The 17,757-nt window shown below is 73.3% G+C and carries 16 protein-coding genes; 5 read left to right on the top strand and 11 right to left on the bottom strand.

The window, feature by feature from the left end:
* Positions 1 to 5 precede the first annotated feature (5 nt).
* Positions 6 to 1,223 (bottom strand): ferritin-like domain-containing protein, encoded by a 1,218-nt coding sequence (locus WN71_RS17935; protein ID WP_046584964.1) that lies wholly within the window; start codon positions 1,221 to 1,223, stop codon positions 6 to 8.
* A gap of 254 nt (positions 1,224 to 1,477) precedes the next feature.
* Between WN71_RS17935 and WN71_RS17930 the strand changes: the two genes are divergently transcribed.
* Both WN71_RS17930 and WN71_RS17925 read left to right on the top strand, forming a co-directional pair.
* Positions 1,478 to 2,689, top strand: a complete 1,212-nt coding sequence (locus WN71_RS17930; protein WP_046584965.1) for a right-handed parallel beta-helix repeat-containing protein — start codon at positions 1,478 to 1,480, stop codon at positions 2,687 to 2,689.
* Between the two features lie 85 nt (positions 2,690 to 2,774).
* Positions 2,775 to 3,800 carry a methyltransferase gene (locus WN71_RS17925; protein ID WP_107469678.1) on the top strand — a complete coding sequence of 342 codons (1,026 nt, stop codon included), beginning with the start codon at positions 2,775 to 2,777 and terminating at the stop codon, positions 3,798 to 3,800.
* Positions 3,801 to 3,926: 126 nt separating this feature from the next.
* Here the strand turns inward: WN71_RS17925 and WN71_RS17920 are convergent, their stop codons facing one another.
* From WN71_RS17920 to WN71_RS17890, 7 genes are all read right to left on the bottom strand, one after another.
* On the bottom strand, positions 3,927 to 4,259 hold the full coding sequence (locus tag WN71_RS17920; protein ID WP_046584967.1) for a TcmI family type II polyketide cyclase: 333 nt from the start codon (positions 4,257 to 4,259) through the stop codon (positions 3,927 to 3,929).
* Between the two features lie 15 nt (positions 4,260 to 4,274).
* Positions 4,275 to 4,754, bottom strand: a complete 480-nt coding sequence (locus WN71_RS17915; RefSeq protein WP_046584968.1) for an SRPBCC family protein — start codon at positions 4,752 to 4,754, stop codon at positions 4,275 to 4,277.
* 1 nt (position 4,755) lies between these two features.
* Positions 4,756 to 5,013: an acyl carrier protein gene (locus tag WN71_RS17910; RefSeq protein WP_046584969.1), complete on the bottom strand. Its 258-nt coding sequence runs from the start codon at positions 5,011 to 5,013 to the stop codon at positions 4,756 to 4,758.
* Positions 5,014 to 5,102: 89 nt separating this feature from the next.
* Positions 5,103 to 6,344 carry a ketosynthase chain-length factor gene (locus WN71_RS17905; protein ID WP_046584970.1) on the bottom strand — a complete coding sequence of 414 codons (1,242 nt, stop codon included), beginning with the start codon at positions 6,342 to 6,344 and terminating at the stop codon, positions 5,103 to 5,105.
* A 12-nt stretch (positions 6,345 to 6,356) separates the two neighbouring features.
* On the bottom strand, positions 6,357 to 7,616 hold the full coding sequence (locus WN71_RS17900; protein WP_046584971.1) for a beta-ketoacyl-[acyl-carrier-protein] synthase family protein: 1,260 nt from the start codon (positions 7,614 to 7,616) through the stop codon (positions 6,357 to 6,359).
* Positions 7,613 to 8,062: a cupin domain-containing protein gene (locus tag WN71_RS17895; RefSeq protein ID WP_046584972.1), complete on the bottom strand. Its 450-nt coding sequence runs from the start codon at positions 8,060 to 8,062 to the stop codon at positions 7,613 to 7,615. The genes WN71_RS17900 and WN71_RS17895 overlap by 4 nt, the downstream gene beginning before the upstream one ends.
* A gap of 85 nt (positions 8,063 to 8,147) precedes the next feature.
* Positions 8,148 to 9,221, bottom strand: a complete 1,074-nt coding sequence (locus WN71_RS17890; RefSeq protein ID WP_046584973.1) for a SchA/CurD-like domain-containing protein — start codon at positions 9,219 to 9,221, stop codon at positions 8,148 to 8,150.
* 204 nt (positions 9,222 to 9,425) lie between these two features.
* Here WN71_RS17890 and WN71_RS17885 point away from each other — a divergent pair, with 204 nt between their 5' ends.
* Positions 9,426 to 11,069 carry an FAD-dependent oxidoreductase gene (locus WN71_RS17885; RefSeq protein WP_046584974.1) on the top strand — a complete coding sequence of 548 codons (1,644 nt, stop codon included), beginning with the start codon at positions 9,426 to 9,428 and terminating at the stop codon, positions 11,067 to 11,069.
* Positions 11,070 to 11,167: 98 nt separating this feature from the next.
* Here the strand turns inward: WN71_RS17885 and WN71_RS17880 are convergent, their stop codons facing one another.
* The 3 genes from WN71_RS17880 to WN71_RS17870 all read right to left on the bottom strand — a co-directional run bounded on the left by WN71_RS17880 (position 11,168) and on the right by WN71_RS17870 (position 13,465).
* Positions 11,168 to 12,397, bottom strand: a complete 1,230-nt coding sequence (locus WN71_RS17880) for a PP2C family protein-serine/threonine phosphatase (protein ID WP_046584975.1) — start codon at positions 12,395 to 12,397, stop codon at positions 11,168 to 11,170.
* A gap of 226 nt (positions 12,398 to 12,623) precedes the next feature.
* Entirely contained in the window at positions 12,624 to 13,001 is a 378-nt protein-coding gene (locus tag WN71_RS17875) for a hypothetical protein (RefSeq protein ID WP_046584976.1), read from the bottom strand.
* A 32-nt stretch (positions 13,002 to 13,033) separates the two neighbouring features.
* The gene (locus WN71_RS17870) at positions 13,034 to 13,465 is read right to left on the bottom strand and encodes a MarR family winged helix-turn-helix transcriptional regulator (protein ID WP_046584977.1); all 432 of its coding nucleotides are present in this window, start codon (positions 13,463 to 13,465) and stop codon (positions 13,034 to 13,036) included.
* 206 nt (positions 13,466 to 13,671) lie between these two features.
* Here WN71_RS17870 and WN71_RS17865 point away from each other — a divergent pair, with 206 nt between their 5' ends.
* Both WN71_RS17865 and pepN read left to right on the top strand, forming a co-directional pair.
* Positions 13,672 to 15,093: a DHA2 family efflux MFS transporter permease subunit gene (locus WN71_RS17865; RefSeq protein WP_206300098.1), complete on the top strand. Its 1,422-nt coding sequence runs from the start codon at positions 13,672 to 13,674 to the stop codon at positions 15,091 to 15,093.
* Between the two features lie 214 nt (positions 15,094 to 15,307).
* Positions 15,308 to 17,752, top strand: coding sequence for an aminopeptidase N (gene pepN / locus WN71_RS17860; protein WP_046584978.1), 2,445 nt, complete (start codon positions 15,308 to 15,310; stop codon positions 17,750 to 17,752).
* Positions 17,753 to 17,757: the final 5 nt, after the last annotated feature.

Here is a 17,757-nt window from a genome sequence, read left to right as displayed (position 1 = left end):
CGGTGTCAGGAGTGGGCGCGGAACCGGGGACCGTAGGTGCTCTTGCCGCCGGCGATGCCGGTCTCCATCAGCTGTACGGCCAGGTCCTCCAGGCCTCGCATCGAGTGGACCGCCGCGCTCAGGGCCCGCCCCCCGCCGCCGGACCACGCGGAGTCGAGCCCGTCGAGGACCGCGGTGTAGGTGGTGTCGAACTGGTCGAGGAGCGTGCGCACGCGCGCCGGGGCGTGCGGCCAGCCGTCGGCCGGCACCCGGGCCATCGGGCGCGCCGCGGGGAAGGGCACGACGGCGCCGTCGTACTGCCAGGTGCCGCGGGTCACGCGCAGCCGGCGGCCGTGGTAGATCTCGCCGAACGCGTAGTAGTGCGCCGGGTGGTCGTTCTCGAAGGTGTCGTCGGGGGAGCTGTCGGTGCCCTCGCCCTGCTCCTTGATGATCTCGATGGAGCGGTCGACGTCGTCCGGGGTGGCGGCCGGCCGCAGCAGGTCGGAGCCGATGCGCACGGAGAGCTGGCCCGTGCCGGACAGCTCCGGCGAGACGCTCCGGAACGTCTGGAGCAGGTCCTCGTAGAAGACACCGATGCTGGGGGCGGCGCCGACGCTGCGGGCGAGCGGGGACTCGGGGGCCTCGATCGCCATCATCACGTCGTGCACCAGGGCCTTGGTCAGGCCCGAGAGGTGGATCGTGACGCCCTTGTGCACCCCGCCGGGCAGCGGGCCGGGATAGACGGGCGCCGCCTGCCTGACCCGCGGCCGGCCGCCGACGGCGAGCGTCAGGTTGCACACCACGCCGAGGTGGTACATCTCGTCGTCGATGACCCGCTTGATGAGCCGCGCGGCCTCGGAGTTGCGGTCCTTGACGGACCACCAGGCGCAGAGATACGGCGGCAGGGTGGCGAGTTCGAGTCCCACCGCGAGCTGGAGGGCCGACCGCAGCCAGTGGATGTCGCGCTGCCGTTGCGGCACGGACAGCAGCCGGGTCACGGAGTCGCCGTCCGTGCCGGCGGCCGGTGCGCCGGCCTGCGAGGCGGTCACCGGTACGGCGTGCGTCGCGGCGGTCACCGCCGCGGCATGACCCGTGGCGCCCGCGCAGGGGTCGGCGGTCGCGGCGAGCGCGGGGTCGGCCGCAACGGCCGGGACCGTCGCCGCCAGCGCCGCCGACGCCAGGAACCCCCGGCGTCCGAGCGGTGCAGCTCCCGACTTCTCCGGCTCTTCCGTCGTACCACTCACCGCTGCCTCCACTCACAGCCACCGGCCACGGCCCCACCTGGGCGCCTGCGCACTTCGGGGGCCCTCGACAGCGAGCGAAGCTAGCAGCGCTCACCGCCGATCCCGGGCTGCCCCGACGCGTACGGCGCGCGCGCCACCCTGACGGCCCAGCCCGGCGCACGCCCCCGCGGCACGGGCACCGGCCGGTCCCGGGACACGCCGCCGTACGGAGCATCGGCCCGGGGAACGGCCCCTCCAGGCCTAGCGTTCGGAATATGAAAAAAAGCCATATCGTCCCCCTCGCATGCGCCGCCGGGCTTCTCGGCGTGGGGCTCGGCGCCGCGCCGGCCCCCGCGGCCCACGAGGTCCACCTGGTGCATGAGGGCCAGTCGATCCAGAAGGCGGTGGATGCCGCCCAGCCCGGCGACACGGTGGTCGTGCTCGCCGGCGTCTACCACGAGAGCGTCACGGTACGGACGCGCGGCCTGACCCTGCGGGGGCTGGGCGCCAGCACCGTGATCGAGCCCACCGCCGCGCAGCTCGCCGCGGCCGCCGCCCCGGCCACCGGTACGGCGGCGGCCCCGAAGAAGGAGGCGGCGAAGAAGTCCGCCGCGAAGAAGGCCACCAAGAAGGCCGCCGACAAGGCCGCGAAGAAGGCCGCGAAGAAGTCCGCCCGGAAGCGCACCCCCGTCGCGCCCACCTGTGAGGGCAGCGGCAACGGCATCTGCGTGATCGGCACCAAGGACAAGGCGCTGTCGGGCGTCATGGTCACCGACCTGACGGTGCGTGACTTCCCCAAGAACGGCGTGTGGGCCATGGGGACCGACCGGCTGACCGTGCGCGGCGTGGTCGCCGTGAACAACGGGCAGTGGGGCATCGCCCAGGAGCGCTCGACCCGCGCCGTGATCCGCGGCAACAGCGTCCGGGGCAGCGGGGACGCCGGCCTGTTCCTCGGCAACACCGTGTCGGCGGAACAGGGCGCCACGGACACCCTCGGCACGCGGGTCGTCCACAACGACCTCCGGGACAACCGCATCGGTCTCACCGTGCGCCGGCTGCGCGACCTCACCGTCACCCGCAACGTGATGACCGCCAACTGCGCCGCGGTCTTCGTCGTCGGTGACGAGAACAAGCCGAAGGCCGGCGACATCACCATCGGTGGCAACCGCATCGAGCGCAACAACAAGTACTGCGCGAAGACCGCCCGGCTGCCCTTCCTCCAGGGCTCCGGAATCATCCTGACGGGCGCCGAGAACACCCAGGTGATGCGGAACACGATCACCGGCAACACCGGCACCTCCCCGCTGTCCGGCGGGATCGTGCTGTTCAAGAGCTTCGTCGGCGTCACCAGCGAGCACAACCGCATCACGGACAACACCCTGTCCGGCAACGGCCCCGCGGACCTGGTCAACCAGGAGGCGACCGCCAGCGGCAACGTCTTCCAGAGCAACTCCTGCCGGGCTTCCCGCCCCACGGGACTGTGCTGACCGGCCGTCCGCACCGCCAGGACCGGCACCCCACCACCCGCACCTGGACCCCCAGCGCGACCCCCACCAGGAAGGAACGCGGCACATGACCGCACCAACCGCTCCACCGCCGTCCATGCGGCTGAGAGAGCTCGTCTTCGGGGCGGCCTGCGCGGCAGCCGTCCGCGCGGCCGCCCGGCTGGGCGTCGCCGACGCGCTCGGCGACGCGCCCATGGCCGTCGAGGACCTCGCCGCCGCCGTCAAGACCGAGCCGAAGCCGCTGCGCCGGCTGCTGCGCGCCCTGTCCTGCTACGGCGTCTTCGCCGAGGGCGCCGACGGCACGTTCACCCACACCGACACCTCCAGGCTGCTGCGCGAGGACGACCCGCACAGCCTCCGCGACATCTGCCTGTGGTGCACCGAACCGTGGACCTGGGACGCCTGGCCCCAGCTCGACGAGGCCGTGCGCACCGGCAAGAACGTCGTCGAGGACCTCTACGGCAAGGAGTTCTTCGTCTACCTCAACGAGGACGCCCCCGAGTCGGCGGACGTCTTCAACCGCGCCATGACGACGTCCAGCGAGCAGTCGGCCCGCGACGTCGCCGCCCTGCTCGACCTCTCCGGCAGCTCCTCCGTCGCGGACATCGCCGGCGGCCAGGGCCATGTCGTGGCGAGCCTGCTGGACAAGTACCCCACGATGCACGGCACCCTGCTCGACCTGCCACGCGTCGTGGAGAACGCCGTGCCGCGGCTGCGCGCGGGCGGCGACCTCGCCGACCGCGTGCGCATCGTGCCCGGCGACGTCCGCACGGCGGTCCCCGTCAAGGCCGACGTCTACATCATCAAGAACATCCTGGAGTGGGACGACGAGTCCACCACCCGGCTGCTGCGCAACGTCATCGAGGCGGGCGGCCCCGGCGCCCGCGTCGTCGTCATCGAGAACCTCGTCGACGACACCCCCTCGATGCGCTTCAGCACCTCCATGGACCTGCTGCTGCTGCTCAACGTCGGCGGTGCCAAGCACACCAGGGACAGCCTCGTCGGCCGGCTGACCGGCGCCGGCCTGGTCCTCGACGGCATCAGCCAGGTCAACCCCTACCTGCACGCGTTCGACTGCCGTATCCCGGGCTGAGCCCGCCGGACCGGCCGATCCCGCCGGACCGGCCCGAGCGCCCGACCCGGCACGGCGCCCCACGCGCGCCGGCGGCCGCCGGCCCGCGAGGAAGCGGGTACGGCGGCCGCCGGCCGGTACGCGGACTCAGCCGCCCGGCGTGCGCTCCCAGAGGTAGAAGCGCCGCGCCATCGCGTCCTTCGGCGAACGCCACGTCTCCGGGTCGTAGGCGCTGACGTACGACGTCAGACGCTCGCTGACGGACTGGAACTCGGGGTGCGCGGTCACCTTGGCGATGGCCGGGCCCGGGTCCTTCTCCGACTCGATGAGATGCAGGTAGACCTCGCCGAACTGGAAGAGGCTGCGCCGGGTGACGCCGACGAGGTGCGGCAGTTCACCCCGGTCGGACTCCTCGAAGATCTTGGCGATGTCGGGGGCCGCGCCCGGGGCCATCCGGGCGACGATCAGTGCCTGGTGCATGGCTGCTCCGTCCCGTCAGTCCGTCAGGCCGGGGTGCGTGCCCTGCTCCGCGGCGACCTTCTCGATGCGGTCGCGGATGAGGGCCATCTGCACCTTGGAGTTGCGGTTGATGTTGTCGGTCATCCACTCGTCGTCGACCGGCGCCTCGGGCTTCATCGCGAAGTCCTGCGTCCAGGTCATGCGGACGCCGCCGGGGATCTGCTCGTAGCGCCAGTGGATGTTCATGTGCGCGAACGGGCCGGTCTCGACCCGGCGCGCCTGGACGGTGAGCGTGGCGCGGTCGGTCTCCCGCTCGGAGACCCAGCTCCACACCTTGCCGTTGTCGTCGGGGTGCATGGTGAGCCGGAATCTCGTCCGGTTCCCCTCCTGCGAGAGGATCTCCGCACTGGCGTACTCGGTGAACAGGTTCGGCCAGTTCGCCACGTCGTTGGTCATGTCCCACACCAGGTCCAGCGGCGCGGCGACGGTGATCTCGTTCTGGGTGTGTCCGGGCATGTCAGGCTCCTGCGGGAAGTGCGCTGTTGACGAGGTCGAGGAACTGGCGCGGCGTCTTGCAGCGCTCGGCGTCGGGCGGCATCGGCGCCCCGTGGCGGTTCTCCAGCTCGCCGACGATGCCGAGCAGGCCGAGCGAGTCGACGCCGAGGGTGTCGAAGCCGCGGTCGTAGCTCTCTTCGAGCTCCGCCGGGGAGACGGTGATCCCCGCGGCCTTCTTCATGAGTTCGGACAGCTCTTCCACGGTGATGCGGTCACTCATGGGTGCTTCTCCTTCGTTCCGGGAGGTGTTCCGGTTCCGGGCGGGGGCCGCCGCGCCGCGTACGGCCGCGGGGCGCTCCGCCGGGAGCCTCAGGCGGCGCCGTGCCGCAGCACGAGCGCCGAGTTCGACCCCATGAGCCCCCGGCTGAGGACCAGCGCGGTACGCAGTTCGGCGGGGCGGGCCCGGCCGGTCACGAGGTCGAGGTCGTGGCAGATGTCGGCCACGCCCGGGGTGGGCGGGATCAGGCCGTGCTCCATCGCGAGCACCGCCGCCGCCGTGTCCAGCACGGGCGCGGCGCAGTAGGCCCGGCCGATGCCGGTCTTGGGCGCGGTGACGGGGACCCGCCGGGCGCGGTCGCCGAGGGCGTCGGCGATGGCGAGGGCCTCCGCGCGGTCGGCCTCGGGCACGCCGAGCGCGTCCGCGAAGACCACGTCGACGTCCTCGGGGGCGAGATCCGCGTCGTCCAGGGCGCCGCGGATCGCCTGCGCGAGCCCCTCCCGGGACTCCGCCCAGCGGGACGCGCCGGTGAACGTCGCGCCGTGTCCGGCGATCGTGGCCCGCACCGGCAGACCGCGCCGGCGCGCCGACCCGATCTCCTCCACGACGAGCATCGCGCCGCCCTCGGCCGGCACGAACCCGCAGGCCGCGTCGGTGAACGGGCGGTAGGCGCGGGCCGGGTCCGTCTCCCGGCTCAGCTCGTCGTAGCCGAGCTGGCACACCATCGAGTACGGCGCGAGGGGCGCCTCGGTGGAGCCCGCCACGATCACGTCGGTGCCGCGCTCGACGGCACGGGCCGCGTGGGCGAGGGCGTCCAGGCCGCCCGCCTCGTCTGCCGCCACCACGGAGCAGGGTCCCTTGAACCCGCGCCGGATGGAGACCTGGCCGGTGCTGGCGGCGTAGAACCAGGCGATGGACTGGTAGGGGCCGACGAACCGGCTGCCCTTGCCCCAGAGCTGCTGCAGCTCGCGCTGGCCGAACTCGCCGCCGCCGGAACCGGCCGCGGTGACGACGCCGACCGAGAACGGCTCCGCGTCGGTGTCGGCCCGGCCGAGCCGGGCCTCCTCCAGCGCGAGGTCGGCCGCGGTCATCGCGAAGTGGGTGAAACGGTCCGTCTGGACGAGGAAGCGCTCCTCGACCATGTCGGCCGGCTCGAAGGCGCGGACCTCGCCCGCCACCTTCAGCGGCAGGTGGTCGCAGCCCTCGCGGGTGATCCGGTCGAGGACGCTGATGCCCTCCTGGACGGATTTCCAGAAGGTCTCCGTGCTCGTTCCGTTGGGCGCGACCACGCCGATACCGGTGACGGCCGCGCGTCGCTCCTGCGGTGCGCTCATCGCATCCTCTCCCTAATGGCCCGGACGGGTCAGGATCACCGCGGACTGGAAGCCGCCGAACCCGCTGCCCACCGAGAGCACGCTGCTCATCCGGCGTTCGCGTGCGACGCGCGGCACATAGTCCAGGTCGCACTCGGGGTCGGGCGTCTCGTAGTTCGCGGTGGGCGGTACGACCTGGTGGGCGAGCGCCAGCACGCAGGCGACCACCTCGATGGCGCCGATCGCGCCGAGGGAGTGCCCCACCATGGACTTGATCGAGCTCATCGGCGTGTCGTACGCGTGCTCGCCGAGGGCGCGCTTGACGGCCGCGGTCTCGTGCCGGTCGTTCTGCCGGGTGCCGGAACCGTGGGCGTTGACGTAGTCGATCGCGGAGCCGTCCAGCCGCGCCTGCTCCAGGGCCAGTTCGATGGCGCGGGCCATCTCCAGGCCCTCACTGGTCAGGCCGGTCATGTGGTAGGCGTTGCCGAAGGTGGCGTAGCCGCCGAGCTCGCAGTAGATGCGCGCACCGCGCGCCTTCGCGTGCTCCAGCTCCTCCAGGACCAGTACGGCGCCGCCCTCGCCCATGACGAACCCGTCACGGTTGTTGTCGAAGGGCCGGGAGGCGTGCGCCGGGTCGTCGTTGTTCGGCGAGGTCGCCTTGATGGCGTCGAAGCACGCCATGGTGATCGGTGAGATCGGCGAGTCGGACGCGCCGGTGATGCAGATGTCGGCGCGTCCCTCCTGCACGGTGTGGAACGCGTAGCCGACCGCGTCGAGCCCGGACGTGCAGCCGGTGGAGACCGTCTGCACCGGACCCTGCGCGCCGAACCGCTCGGCCACCGCCGAGGACAGCGTGGCCGGGGTGAACGCCCGCTGAAGCTGCGGACGGGCCTCGTGGTGGTCCACGTCCCAGCGTTCGCCGCCATGGCTGACCAGGACGTAGTCGTTCTCCAGGCGGGTGGTGCCGCCGACCGCCGTGCCGAGCGACACCCCGATCCGCCAGGGGTTCTCCCGGCCGAGGTCCAGGCCCGCGTCGCGGACCGCCTCGTCCCCGGCGACCATGGCGAACTGTATGTAGCGGTCCGCCCGTTCCACGTCCTCGGTGTCGAGGCCGTGGGCCGCCGGCTCGAAGTCGCACTCGGCGGCGATGCGCGAGCGCAGACCCGACGGGTCGAAGAACGTGATGCCCCGGGTCGCGGTGCGGCCGGCCGTCAACAGGTCCCAGAACGCCGGCACACCTATCCCGCCCGGGGCGACGATGCCTATGCCGGTGACCGCCACCCGCCGCGTCATTGAGCACCCGCTTCCGCCGATTCCGCGACCGCCGCCGCGGCCCCGGCGGTCGTCACGGCCTCCGTCTCCTCGGTGTCGACATGGCCGAGCTGCGGGCGCGGGGCCAGCGGGCCGAGGTGGAAGACGAGGCGCGCCTCCACGTTGCCGACGTTGCGGAAGCGGTGCCGCACGTGGGCGGGGATCATCAGACCCTGCTCCGGCCGCAGCGGGTGCGGTTCGCCGTCCAGGTCGACCTCCAGCCGGCCGCAGACGACGTAGATGAACTCCTCGGAGTACGGGTGGTAGTGCTCGCCGATGCGGTCGCCGGGCTGCACGATGGCCACGCCCATGAAACCGCTGGTGGATCCGACCGTGGCCGGGGTGAGCATGGCGCGCAGATCACCGCCGCGCCGGACGTTGGGCTCGACCTCGCTCAGGTCGACGATGCGGGGACGGGGTTGGGTCACGACAGTTCTCCCTTGGGGTACGGCTGGTACGGCTGGGGTGCGGCAGGGATCGGGTACACCGCCCGAGGGGGCGCGGCCGGGTGGCTCAGGCGTCCGGCGAGCGGCGGTCGGTGATGAGCTGCATACGGACCGGCTCACCGTCGAGCAGCTTGCGCAGCGCGGCCGGCGGCGCCGCCAGCTCGTTGCCGGAACCGACCGGCACGTCCACCAGGCGGACCACGACGTCCTCGCGGTGGAAGATCGTGGAGCGCAGCACCGGGTGCGCCGGGTCCTGCGCCGCCTTCTCGTCCTGCTGCGCGAGCAGTTCCGCCAGGCGCATGCCCTGGTCGGGCTTTGCCGGGTAGTACAGCGCGTGCCGCTCGCCCTCGGGGAGGCCGTCCGCCGTCATGTGGTGCACGGCGGGCAGCGCGGCCCGGGTGAAGAACATCCGCGCCGACTCCTGGTCGTCCAGGTCCCGGTCCTGCTCCAGATAGGGGTTGATGGCCTGTTCCACGGCCCGCACCTCGGGCTGGCGGGCCACGTGCCGCAGCGCCGCGAGCAGGTCGCCGCGTACCTCGACGGCCCGCACCACGCGGTTGCCGTGCATGAACAGCGAGGTGCGGCACAGCCGGGTGGTGTCGTCGACGTGCGGGTCGGGCGAGTCGTACCCGGAGAGGATCTCGGCGACCTTCGCCTCGCTGCCCGGCTTCACCGTGAAGGTGAGCGCGTGCCGGATCACGCCGTCGCCGATGCGCGGCGCGGCCTGGAGCCGGCGCTTGCCCGCGGCGGCCGCCGCCGCGTCGCCGCCGGTCTCGCGCACCACGTGGAAGCGGAGCGAGCGGGTGTTGCGGACGCAGGCGTGCAGCGGCTCCACCATCTGCACGTGCTCCTCGCTGTTGACCCAGGCGAGGAACGGCGGGGCGCTCTCCCACTCACTGGTGATGAGCCATTGGGAGGGATTCTCGATCGACTGGCACAGCTGGTCGCTGACATGGCCGGGAACCGACGCGACCTGGTTGCACAGTTGCTCGTACGCCTCCAGGAACTGCTGCTGGGCTCCGTCGTAGACGTCGACCAGCAGCACGACCCGCAGGCGGGAGCCGTCGAACACGGACTGCGAGATCCGCTTGGACTCCTGTCGCGTCAGCTGATCCGCGACGCGTTCAGAGGTGGTGGTCATACCGCAGGCATCTCCTTCGAAGGGGGTGGGTGCCGCACGTAAAAGCGACGTCAGCGTTCCTTGAGCCTCATCCGGTCCCGGGGCGCGCGCGATTCGTGTGAACCACGCGGGTGATGTCACCGCGTGTCGGCTCCCCGAAGCGGCCCCGAGGGGCATGGACAGCAGTAGGCGCCCACGCGCGCACCCCTGCCCCTGGAGACTTCGATGCACCAAAAAGCCGATCACCAGGTACCCGTCCTCGTCGTGGGCGGTTCCCTGGTCGGTCTTTCCATGTCCCTGTTCCTGGGCCGTCTGGGCGTACCCCATCTGCTCGTCGAGCGGCACTCCGGGACCTCCCAACACCCGCGCGGACGCGGCAACAACGTCCGGACGATGGAGCTGTTCCGGGTGGCCGGCGTCGAGCCGGACATCAAGACGGCGGCCTCCCTGCTCGCCGACAACCACGGCATCCTCCAGACCCCCACGCTCGTCGGCGACGCGGGCGAGTGGCTGTTCAAGGAGATCGACCCGGGCGGCGGCCTCGCCCGGTTCAGCCCCACCGCCTGGTGCCTGTGCAGCCAGAACGACCTCGAACCCGTGCTCGTCGACGGCGCCCGCGCCCTCGGCGGCGACCTGCGCTACTTCCACGAGCTGGAGTCCTTCGCGCAGGACCCCGACGGGGTGACGGCGTACGTCCGCGACCGCGACAGCGACGACCTGTACACCGTGCGGGCCGACTACCTCGTCGCCGCCGACGGCCCGCGCAGCCCGATCCGCGGCCGGCTGGGCATCGGCCAGAGCGGCCCCGGCGAGCTGTTCGCCAACGTCAGCGTCACCTTCCGCTCGAAGCTGCTCGCCGACACCGTCGGGGACCGCCGTTTCATCTGCTGCTACCTCACCGACTCCGAGGCGGACGGCGCCCTGCTGCCCGTCGACAACAAGGAGCGCTGGGTCTTCCACGCCCCCTGGCACCCGGAGAACGGCGAGACCCTCGACGAGTTCACCGAGGACCGGCTGCGGCGCCACATCGCCCGCGCCGTCGGCGTCCCGGACCTCGACGTGGAGATCACCGGCCGGGCGTCCTGGCGGGCCGCGGAACGCGTCGCGGACCAGTACCGCTCCGGCCGGGTCTTCCTGGCCGGCGACTCCGCCCACGAGATGTCCCCGACCGGCGCGTTCGGCTCCAACACCGGTATCCAGGACGCCCACAACCTCGCCTGGAAGCTCGCCGCCGTGCTCGGCGGCTGGGCCGGACCCGGCCTGCTCGACAGCTACGAGGGGGAGCGCCGGCCGGTCGCCGTGGCCACCAGCGCCCGCGCGTCCGCCCGTTCGGTGGAGCACAGCCACCCCGGCTTCGCCCCCGCGCCGGGCGTCGGCGGCGGCCGCAAGGGCGGCATCCTCAACGTCGTCCTCGGCTACCGCTATCCCGAGGGCGCCGTCGTCGGAGCCGAGCCCGCGCAGCCCGTCGTACCCGAAGGGATGAACCTGACCGCGCAGCCCGGCAGCCGCGCCCCGCACCTGTGGCTGCGCCGGTCCGGCGAGCGCGTCTCCACCCTCGACCTGTACGAGCGCTCGATGGTCCTGCTCTGCGACGCCGGTACGGCCGCGGGCGCGGCCTGGCACACCGCGGCCCGCCGTGTCGCGGAGACCGACGGCGTGCCACTGGCGGCCTACCGGATCGGATCGGGCGCGGACGCCGACCTGACGTACGACGCGGGCGGCGACTGGGCCGAGACCCACGGCACGAGCCCCGACGGGGCGGTGGTGGTGCGCCCGGACGGGTATGTCGCGTGGCGCTCGGCGGGCGCGGTGCCGGACGCGGAGGCCGAGCTGCGATCCGTCCTCGCGACGGTCCTGCGCACGCCCTGAGTCCGTCGTGGCCGCTCGCGCAGTTCCCCGCGCCCCTCAAGGGGCCGCGGGGAACTGCGCGAGCAACCCCCACCGGCCCGCAGATCACAACCGAAGGATCACAGCCGAACGGCGATGAGCGCCGTGTCGTCGGTCGCGCCGGTGTCCGGCAGCAGATCCTTCAGCAGCGCGTCCGCGAGGGCCTCGGGGTCGGTCCCGCAGTGCCGGGCGAGCGCTTCGGCGAGACGGCCGATCCCGGTGTCGATGTCCTCGCCGCGGCGCTCGACGAGCCCATCCGTGTAGAGCACGAGGGTCGCGCCCTCGACGAACCCGGCCCGCGCCTGCGGGCGCGGCGACGCGGCCGGCCGGGCGCCGAGCGGCGGGTCGGTGGCCCCGTCCAGGAAGCGGACGGAGCCGTCGGGGTCGAGCAGCGCCGGCGGCGGGTGTCCGGCGCAGCTGTAGGCGATGGTGCGGTCCGTCCAGTCGATGAACGTCGTCGCGACCGTGGTCGACTCCGCGCCCTCGACCGAGCGGGCGTACATGTCGAGCGCGTCCAGCGCCTGCGCCGGGCCGTCGGCGACCCGGGCGGCCGCGCTCAGCGCGCTGCGCAGCTGGCCCATCGCGCAGGCGGCCGCGAGTCCGTGGCCGACGACGTCGCCGACCGCGACCGACAGGCTGCCGTCGGGCAGGTCGACCAGGTCGTACCAGTCGCCGCACACGTTGAGAGTGCCGACCGCGGGCTGGTAGCGCACGGCGGCCTGGTGGTGGCCGAGGGGCCGCGGCGCCGGCAGCATCGCCTCCTGGAGCGCGAGGGCGACCCCGCGCTCGCGGGCGTGCGCCTGGCGCAGCCGCTCGTTGACCTCCTGGAGCTCCCGGGCCCGGGTGTACAGCTCGGCCTCCAGCACCTGGTCCTCGCGGTCGCCGCCCGCGCCGCCGCGGGCCCGGATCAGCTCGGTGACCTCCTCCACCCGGTGCACGATGAGGGTGGCCTGCCCGTCGGGGCCGAGGACGGGGGCGTTGACCGGGCTCCAGTAGTGCTCCTCCCAGTGGCCGGGCCGGGCGGGGTCCTCGATGTCGTAGCGCTGCAACGCCATGGTGTCGCGCTCGCCCGTGTCGACGGCCCGCTCCATGGACATCTGCACGTCGCGCATCCCGGCGGCCGCCGGGTCGTGCGGGTTCTCGGGGAACACGTCGAAGATGTAGTTGCCGACCAGCTGTTCCCGCGTTCGGCCGGACAGCCGGACGAAGTCCTCGTTGGCGTCGGCGTAGACGAGGTCCGGGGTCAGCAGCGCCACCATGCCGGGCAGGGCCCGGAAGACCGCCGCATAGTCGATCTGCGGTTGTGTCATGTCGAGCCTGCCTCGGCGCCGTGTGTCACTGTGCCGTTCCACGATAGGAGCCACGGCGTCCCACGGCTTGTGCACCGGGAATTTGGGGGGCGCGCGGGCCGACACGGAAGGAGCGCCGCCGGTTCGCCGGGGTGCGCCGCCGGGCCGCTCCGGCGTGCCGCCGGTTTTCCGGGGTGCGCCCCGGGGCGGTTGTGCCGCCGGGTGGCCGTGCCGCCGTGCCCGGCGGTCACGCGGTGTCCTTCGGTGGCGTCGTCGCGTCCACGAGGGCGTCCAGCGTGCGCAGCGCCCGGGCGCATCCGGGTGGCACGGACCCGAGGTCCCAGGGGAGGACGGCGGTCCCGAGGCCCGGCAGGTGCAGGGTCCGGGTGCGTTCGTCCGGCATCAGGTGGCGCCGGGGCAGGGCGGGGAAACCGGCGTCGCGCAGGTCGGCGAGGACCGCGGCGGCCACCTCCGGGCCGACCCGCGCCGACCAGGACCGCACCTGCCCGGTCAGCCACGCGTGATGGGCCAGCCGCACGGAGCCGTCCGCGTCCAGCTCCAGGGTGAACCGCCCCGCCCGGTCCGTCGGGCTGTGCTCGTTGCCCGTCGCGTAGTGGATCAGCATGGTCCGGCCACGGTACTGCCCCGGTGCGCGCCTCAGGCCGTGTTCGCGCGGATGCGTGCCAGCAGGGCCCGCAGCCGCTCCCGGTCGTCCCCGTCGAGCGTCGCCGTCGCCTCCGCGAGGGCGCGGCGGTCGATCTCCTCGGCCTCGCGATGGCAGCGCAGCCCCGCCTCGGTGAGACGCAGCAGGAAGGCGCGGCGGTCGTCGGGGTGGCGCAGCCGTTCCACCAGGCCGTCACGCTCCAGGCTGTCCACGATGCTGGTCGCGGTCCGCGCCGCGACGCCCGTCATCTCGCTCAGGTCGCGCATCCGCAGCGGCTGTTCGGAGCGGGCCAGCATCCGCAGGGCGCGCAGCCGGGCGACCGAGGCGCCGCCGGTGCGCAGCCGGGCCTCCACGAACTGGCGCAGCTGATGGGTGGTCTCGTACAGCTCGTCGACCAGCACGTCGCTGCTGCCCTGCACTGCCATGTGACTCCTCGCCGCACCCGGTCCGGGCCCGCCCGGACCGCCCGGCGCCTCGTCGCGCCGCGGGAAACCCATTCTATGAGTACGCACATAGTGAGTATGCTCAGTATGTGTTGACGTCCTGGCCCTCCGCTGTCCCGAAGTCCCTCTCCCGCCTGCTCTCCACCCGTCTCGCGCACCGCGTCCCGCAACGCCTGGCCGTGCCGGTCATGTGCGTCAGCGTGACCTTCATCGCGATCGTCGACGGGGCGATCACCACCGTCGCGCTGCCCTCCATCGCCCGGCAGTTCGGGCTCACCACGGCGGCCCTCGACGGGGTGGTCGTCATCTACCCGGTCTGCCTGGCCATGGCCATCCCGTCCTCGGCCTGGCTGGTCGAGCGGTGCGGCGCCAAACGCGTCCTGCTCGTCGCGCTCGCCGCGTTCCTCGCGTCCTCGCTGCTCTGCGGCACGGCCGCCGGGCTCGGCCCGCTGGTGGCGTACCGCGCCGTCCAGGGCCTGTCCGCCGGTGTACTTTTCCCGGCCTCCTCGGCCCTGCTCCTGCACACCTTTTCCGCCGCCGAACAGGTGCGGCTGTCCCGGTACATGATCGTTCCGCAGCAGATCGCGCCCGCCGCCGCGCCGATCCTCGGCGGCCTGCTGGTCGACCACCTGTCGTGGCGCTGGGTCTTCTACGTGAACGCGCCGGTGGGCGTGCCCGCCCTGCTGTTCGGCGCCCTCTTCCTCACCGGGCACCGCGGCCGCGGTGCGGGCCGCTTCGACCTGACCGGGCTGCTGCTGACCGCGTCGGCCCTGGGCACCGTCATGTTCGGCGTCTGCGAGGGCCCGGAGCGCGGCTGGACCTCCGCCCCCGTGACCGTCGCCCTGGCCGTCGGCACGGTGCTGACGGCCGCCGCCGTGGCCTTCGAACTGCGCACCGCCGAGCCGCTGCTGAAGCTGCGGCTGTTCGCGGACCGGCTGTTCCGGGACACCAACCTCATCAACTTCCTGGGGCTCGTGCCCATCTTCGGCGCGCTGTACCTCACCCCGCTGTTCCTTCAGGAGCGGCTCGGCCGCACCGCGCTGGAGTCCGGCACCAGCACCTTCCCGGAGGCGTTCGGCGTGCTGCTGACCGTCCAGCTCGCCGGGGTGCTGTACGCCAGGGTCGGGCCGCGGCTGATCGTCGGCTGCGGGATGGCGGGCGTCAGCGCGGTGCTGCTGCTGTTCGCCGGCTGCGACGCGCACACCGGGCTCTGGACCGTGCGCGCGTACATGTTCCTGCTGGGGCTCGCCATGGGCGGGGTGTTCATGCCGACGATGGTCGCGTCGGTGGCCACCATCGACCGCGCGGACCTGTCGCAGGCCTCCACCCTCAACACGGTCGTACGGCAGACCGGCGGCGCGTTCGCCCCGGCGGCGGTCACCACGGCCCTGGTGCTGGGCACGCCCGCGGCCGCGGCCGCCCACCCGCCCGTCGGCGCCTACCAGCACGCCTACGTCGTCCTGGCCGCGATCGCGGCGGTGACGGCCGTCTTCGCCTTCACCCTCCCGGACGGCGCGGCCCGCGCGGCGGCGGGCGGGGTGACCCGCCACCGTTCCCTGCCGGTCCGCCGCCGCGAGGAGGCGGTGCGCAGTTCCGAGGCGGCCCACTGAGGGGAGCTGCCCGGCAGGTCCCAGGGGAGGCCGGGGGCGCCCCCGTACGGCGCGCCGGGCGGGGAGCGGCCCTCGGCTGATCCACAGAAAGCACCGCCCGACCGAGGGTTTCCCCGCAAGATACGTGGGGCGCCCCCATGGTCCCCGGAAATGGCCGCGCCCTCCCGCTGACCCCGTCGTACGCTGTCGGCCGCTGTCTGACGAGGGAGGACGTATGGGGATCCGCAGCCTGACCCGCACCGAGGCCGAGCGCCGGGGCGCTCTGCTGACGGTCGAGCGCTACGACATCGAGGTCGACCTGACCGCCCTGCCCGGCGGACCGGACGTCCGCTGCGTGTCGACGGTGGCCTTCGACTGCCACGAGCCGGGCGCCGACACGTTCGTGGACTGCGCGGCCGAGGTGCTGAACGCCACGCTCAACGGGGTGGCGCTCACCCCCGGCGACGACGGCCGGATCCCCCTGCCCGACCTGGCCGCGCACAACGTGTTGCGGGTGGAGAGCGTGCAGAGCGACACGACCACCGGCGAGGGCGTGCACCGCGCGGTGGACCCCGCCGACGGCGAGGTCTACGTCTGGACCAGCTTCGAGCCCGACGAGGCCCGCTTCGTGTGGGCCTGCTTCGACCAGCCCGACCTGAAGGCCCCGCACGCCTTCACCGTGACCGCCCCCGCCGCGTGGACCGTCACCTCCAACTCCGGCTCCCCGCGTGTCGAGGAGACCGACGGGGCCCGCCGCTGGACCTTCCCCGACACGCCGCCGCTGTCGGTGTACAACACCGTCGTCAACGCGGGCCCCTTCCACGAGATCCGCCGCGAGGTCGGCGGCTACGACCTCGGCCTGTACGCCCGCCGCTCCCTCGCCGCCGTCCTGGAACGGGACGCCGACGACCTGTTCACCCTGACCGGGCAGGGCCTCGCCTTCTACGGCGAGGTCTTCTCCATGCCGTTCCCGCAGCGCACCTACGACCAGGTGTTCATGCCGGAGTTCGGCGGGGCGATGGAGAACTACGGCTGCGTGACCTGGTCGGACGCCTTCCTGCGGCGGGCCGTGCCGACCCACGCCGAGAACGAGCTGCTCGCCAAGGTGCTGCTGCACGAGATGGCGCACATGTGGTTCGGCAACATCGTCACCATGCGCTGGTGGGACGACCTCTGGCTGAACGAGGCGTTCGCGGAGTTCGCCTGCCACTGGGCCGCCGAGCGCGCCACCCGGTACACCGACGTCTGGGCGGGCCATCTGGCGGCCGACAAGCTGCGCGCCTACCTCGCCGACCAGGGACCCGTCTCGCACCCGATCCACCAGCCGATCCACGACGTCGCCCAGGCCGCGTCGATCTTCGACAACATCACCTATCCCAAGGGCGCCTCCGTCCTCCAGCAGCTGATGACCTATGTCGGCGAGGACCGCTTCACCGCCGGCATGGCCGCCTACTTCGCCCGCCACGCCTGGGGCAACACCACCCTCCAGGACCTGATGGACGCCCTGTCCGAGGTCAGCGGCCGCGACCTGGACGCCTGGCGGGCGGCCTGGCTCGCGACGGCGGGCACCGACCGCTTCACCCTGGAGCGCGACGGCGACACCGTCGTGCTGGTCGCGGACGGCACCCCCCGGCCCCAGGTGCTGGCGCTCGGCGCGTACCGCGTCGACGGCGAGACGGCCCTGCGGGACGCGCTGGTCCGGGTCGAGGTGACCGGCCCCCGCACCCCCGTGCCCGGCCTGCCGGCCGAGGCGGACCTGCTGCTCGTCAACGACGGCGACCTCACCTTCGCCACGGCCCGCCCCGACCCGGCCGGCCGCGAGACCCTGCTGCGTACGGCGGCACACCTGCCGACCGCCATCTCCCGCGGGGTGGCCGCGGCCACCGTCTGGGACATGCTGACCACCGGGGAGGCCACCGCGGCGGAGGCCGGACGCTGCATCGTCTCGGTCCTCGCCACCGAGACGTCCGACGCGGTCATCGAGCCGTATCTGACCCGCGCGGCGGACATCGCCGAACTGTGGGCGCCGGACGCCGACCGCGCCGACCTCACCGCGGCGGTGGCGGCGGCCTGCCGACGGCTCGCCGCGGATCCCGGCCGGCGCCGGGTCGCGCTGCGCGGCCTCGCCCGCACCGCGACCGGACCCGACGACCTCGCCGACCTCCGCGCGCAGGCGGGCGACGAGGTGGACCTGGGCTGGCGCCTGCTGGTCCGCGCGGCCGAGCTCGGCGAGGACGTCTCCGGCGAGGTGGCGGCGCTGCTGGAGCGCGACACGGATCCGGACGCGTGGGTGCGCGCCCTCACCGTCGAGGCCGCCCGCCCCGACGCCGCCGCCAAGGCCGAGGTGTGGCAGCGCCTCGCCGTCGACCGCGCGGTCCCGGTCAGCGCGGTCCGCCAGGTGGCCGGCGCCTTCTGGCGCCCCGGCCAGGACACCCTGCTCGCCCCGTACGCCCAGCACTACCTCGACGCGGTCCCGCAGCTGCACCGGGGCGGCATGATCCCCGCGATGTCCTTCGCGTCCCACCTCTTCCCGCCCTTCGCCATCGACCTCCCCTACATCGAGAAGGCCCAGCAACTGGCCGAGGACGCGGCGCCGGTCGTCCGCAACACCCTCCTGGAACGCTCCGACACGGTGCGCCGGATGCTGCTCGCCCGGGACGGGGGCGCGGGGGGCGCCTGACCCGG

The sequence above is a fragment of the Streptomyces mangrovisoli genome (genome assembly GCF_000974985.2).
In the GTDB taxonomy this organism is placed as follows: domain Bacteria; phylum Actinomycetota; class Actinomycetes; order Streptomycetales; family Streptomycetaceae; genus Streptomyces; species Streptomyces mangrovisoli.
This window is presented reverse-complemented; position numbering and strand designations above follow the sequence as displayed.

What these genes read in the sequence shown, in the direction of transcription:
- WN71_RS17930 (WP_046584965.1), top strand. Translation starts at nt 1,478, where the DNA reads ATGAAAAAAAGCCATATCGTCCCCCTCGCATGCGCCGCCGGGCTTCTC.
- WN71_RS17925 (WP_107469678.1), top strand. Translation starts at nt 2,775, where the DNA reads ATGACCGCACCAACCGCTCCACCGCCGTCCATGCGGCTGAGAGAGCTC.
- WN71_RS17920 (WP_046584967.1), bottom strand. Translation starts at nt 4,259, where the DNA reads ATGCACCAGGCACTGATCGTCGCCCGGATGGCCCCGGGCGCGGCCCCC.
- WN71_RS17915 (WP_046584968.1), bottom strand. Translation starts at nt 4,754, where the DNA reads ATGCCCGGACACACCCAGAACGAGATCACCGTCGCCGCGCCGCTGGAC.
- WN71_RS17910 (WP_046584969.1), bottom strand. Translation starts at nt 5,013, where the DNA reads ATGAGTGACCGCATCACCGTGGAAGAGCTGTCCGAACTCATGAAGAAG.
- WN71_RS17905 (WP_046584970.1), bottom strand. Translation starts at nt 6,344, where the DNA reads ATGAGCGCACCGCAGGAGCGACGCGCGGCCGTCACCGGTATCGGCGTG.
- WN71_RS17900 (WP_046584971.1), bottom strand. Translation starts at nt 7,616, where the DNA reads ATGACGCGGCGGGTGGCGGTCACCGGCATAGGCATCGTCGCCCCGGGC.
- WN71_RS17890 (WP_046584973.1), bottom strand. Translation starts at nt 9,221, where the DNA reads ATGACCACCACCTCTGAACGCGTCGCGGATCAGCTGACGCGACAGGAG.
- WN71_RS17885 (WP_046584974.1), top strand. Translation starts at nt 9,426, where the DNA reads ATGCACCAAAAAGCCGATCACCAGGTACCCGTCCTCGTCGTGGGCGGT.
- WN71_RS17880 (WP_046584975.1), bottom strand. Translation starts at nt 12,397, where the DNA reads ATGACACAACCGCAGATCGACTATGCGGCGGTCTTCCGGGCCCTGCCC.
- WN71_RS17875 (WP_046584976.1), bottom strand. Translation starts at nt 13,001, where the DNA reads ATGCTGATCCACTACGCGACGGGCAACGAGCACAGCCCGACGGACCGG.
- WN71_RS17870 (WP_046584977.1), bottom strand. Translation starts at nt 13,465, where the DNA reads ATGGCAGTGCAGGGCAGCAGCGACGTGCTGGTCGACGAGCTGTACGAG.
- WN71_RS17865 (WP_206300098.1), top strand. Translation starts at nt 13,672, where the DNA reads ATGTGCGTCAGCGTGACCTTCATCGCGATCGTCGACGGGGCGATCACC.
- pepN (WP_046584978.1), top strand. Translation starts at nt 15,308, where the DNA reads ATGGGGATCCGCAGCCTGACCCGCACCGAGGCCGAGCGCCGGGGCGCT.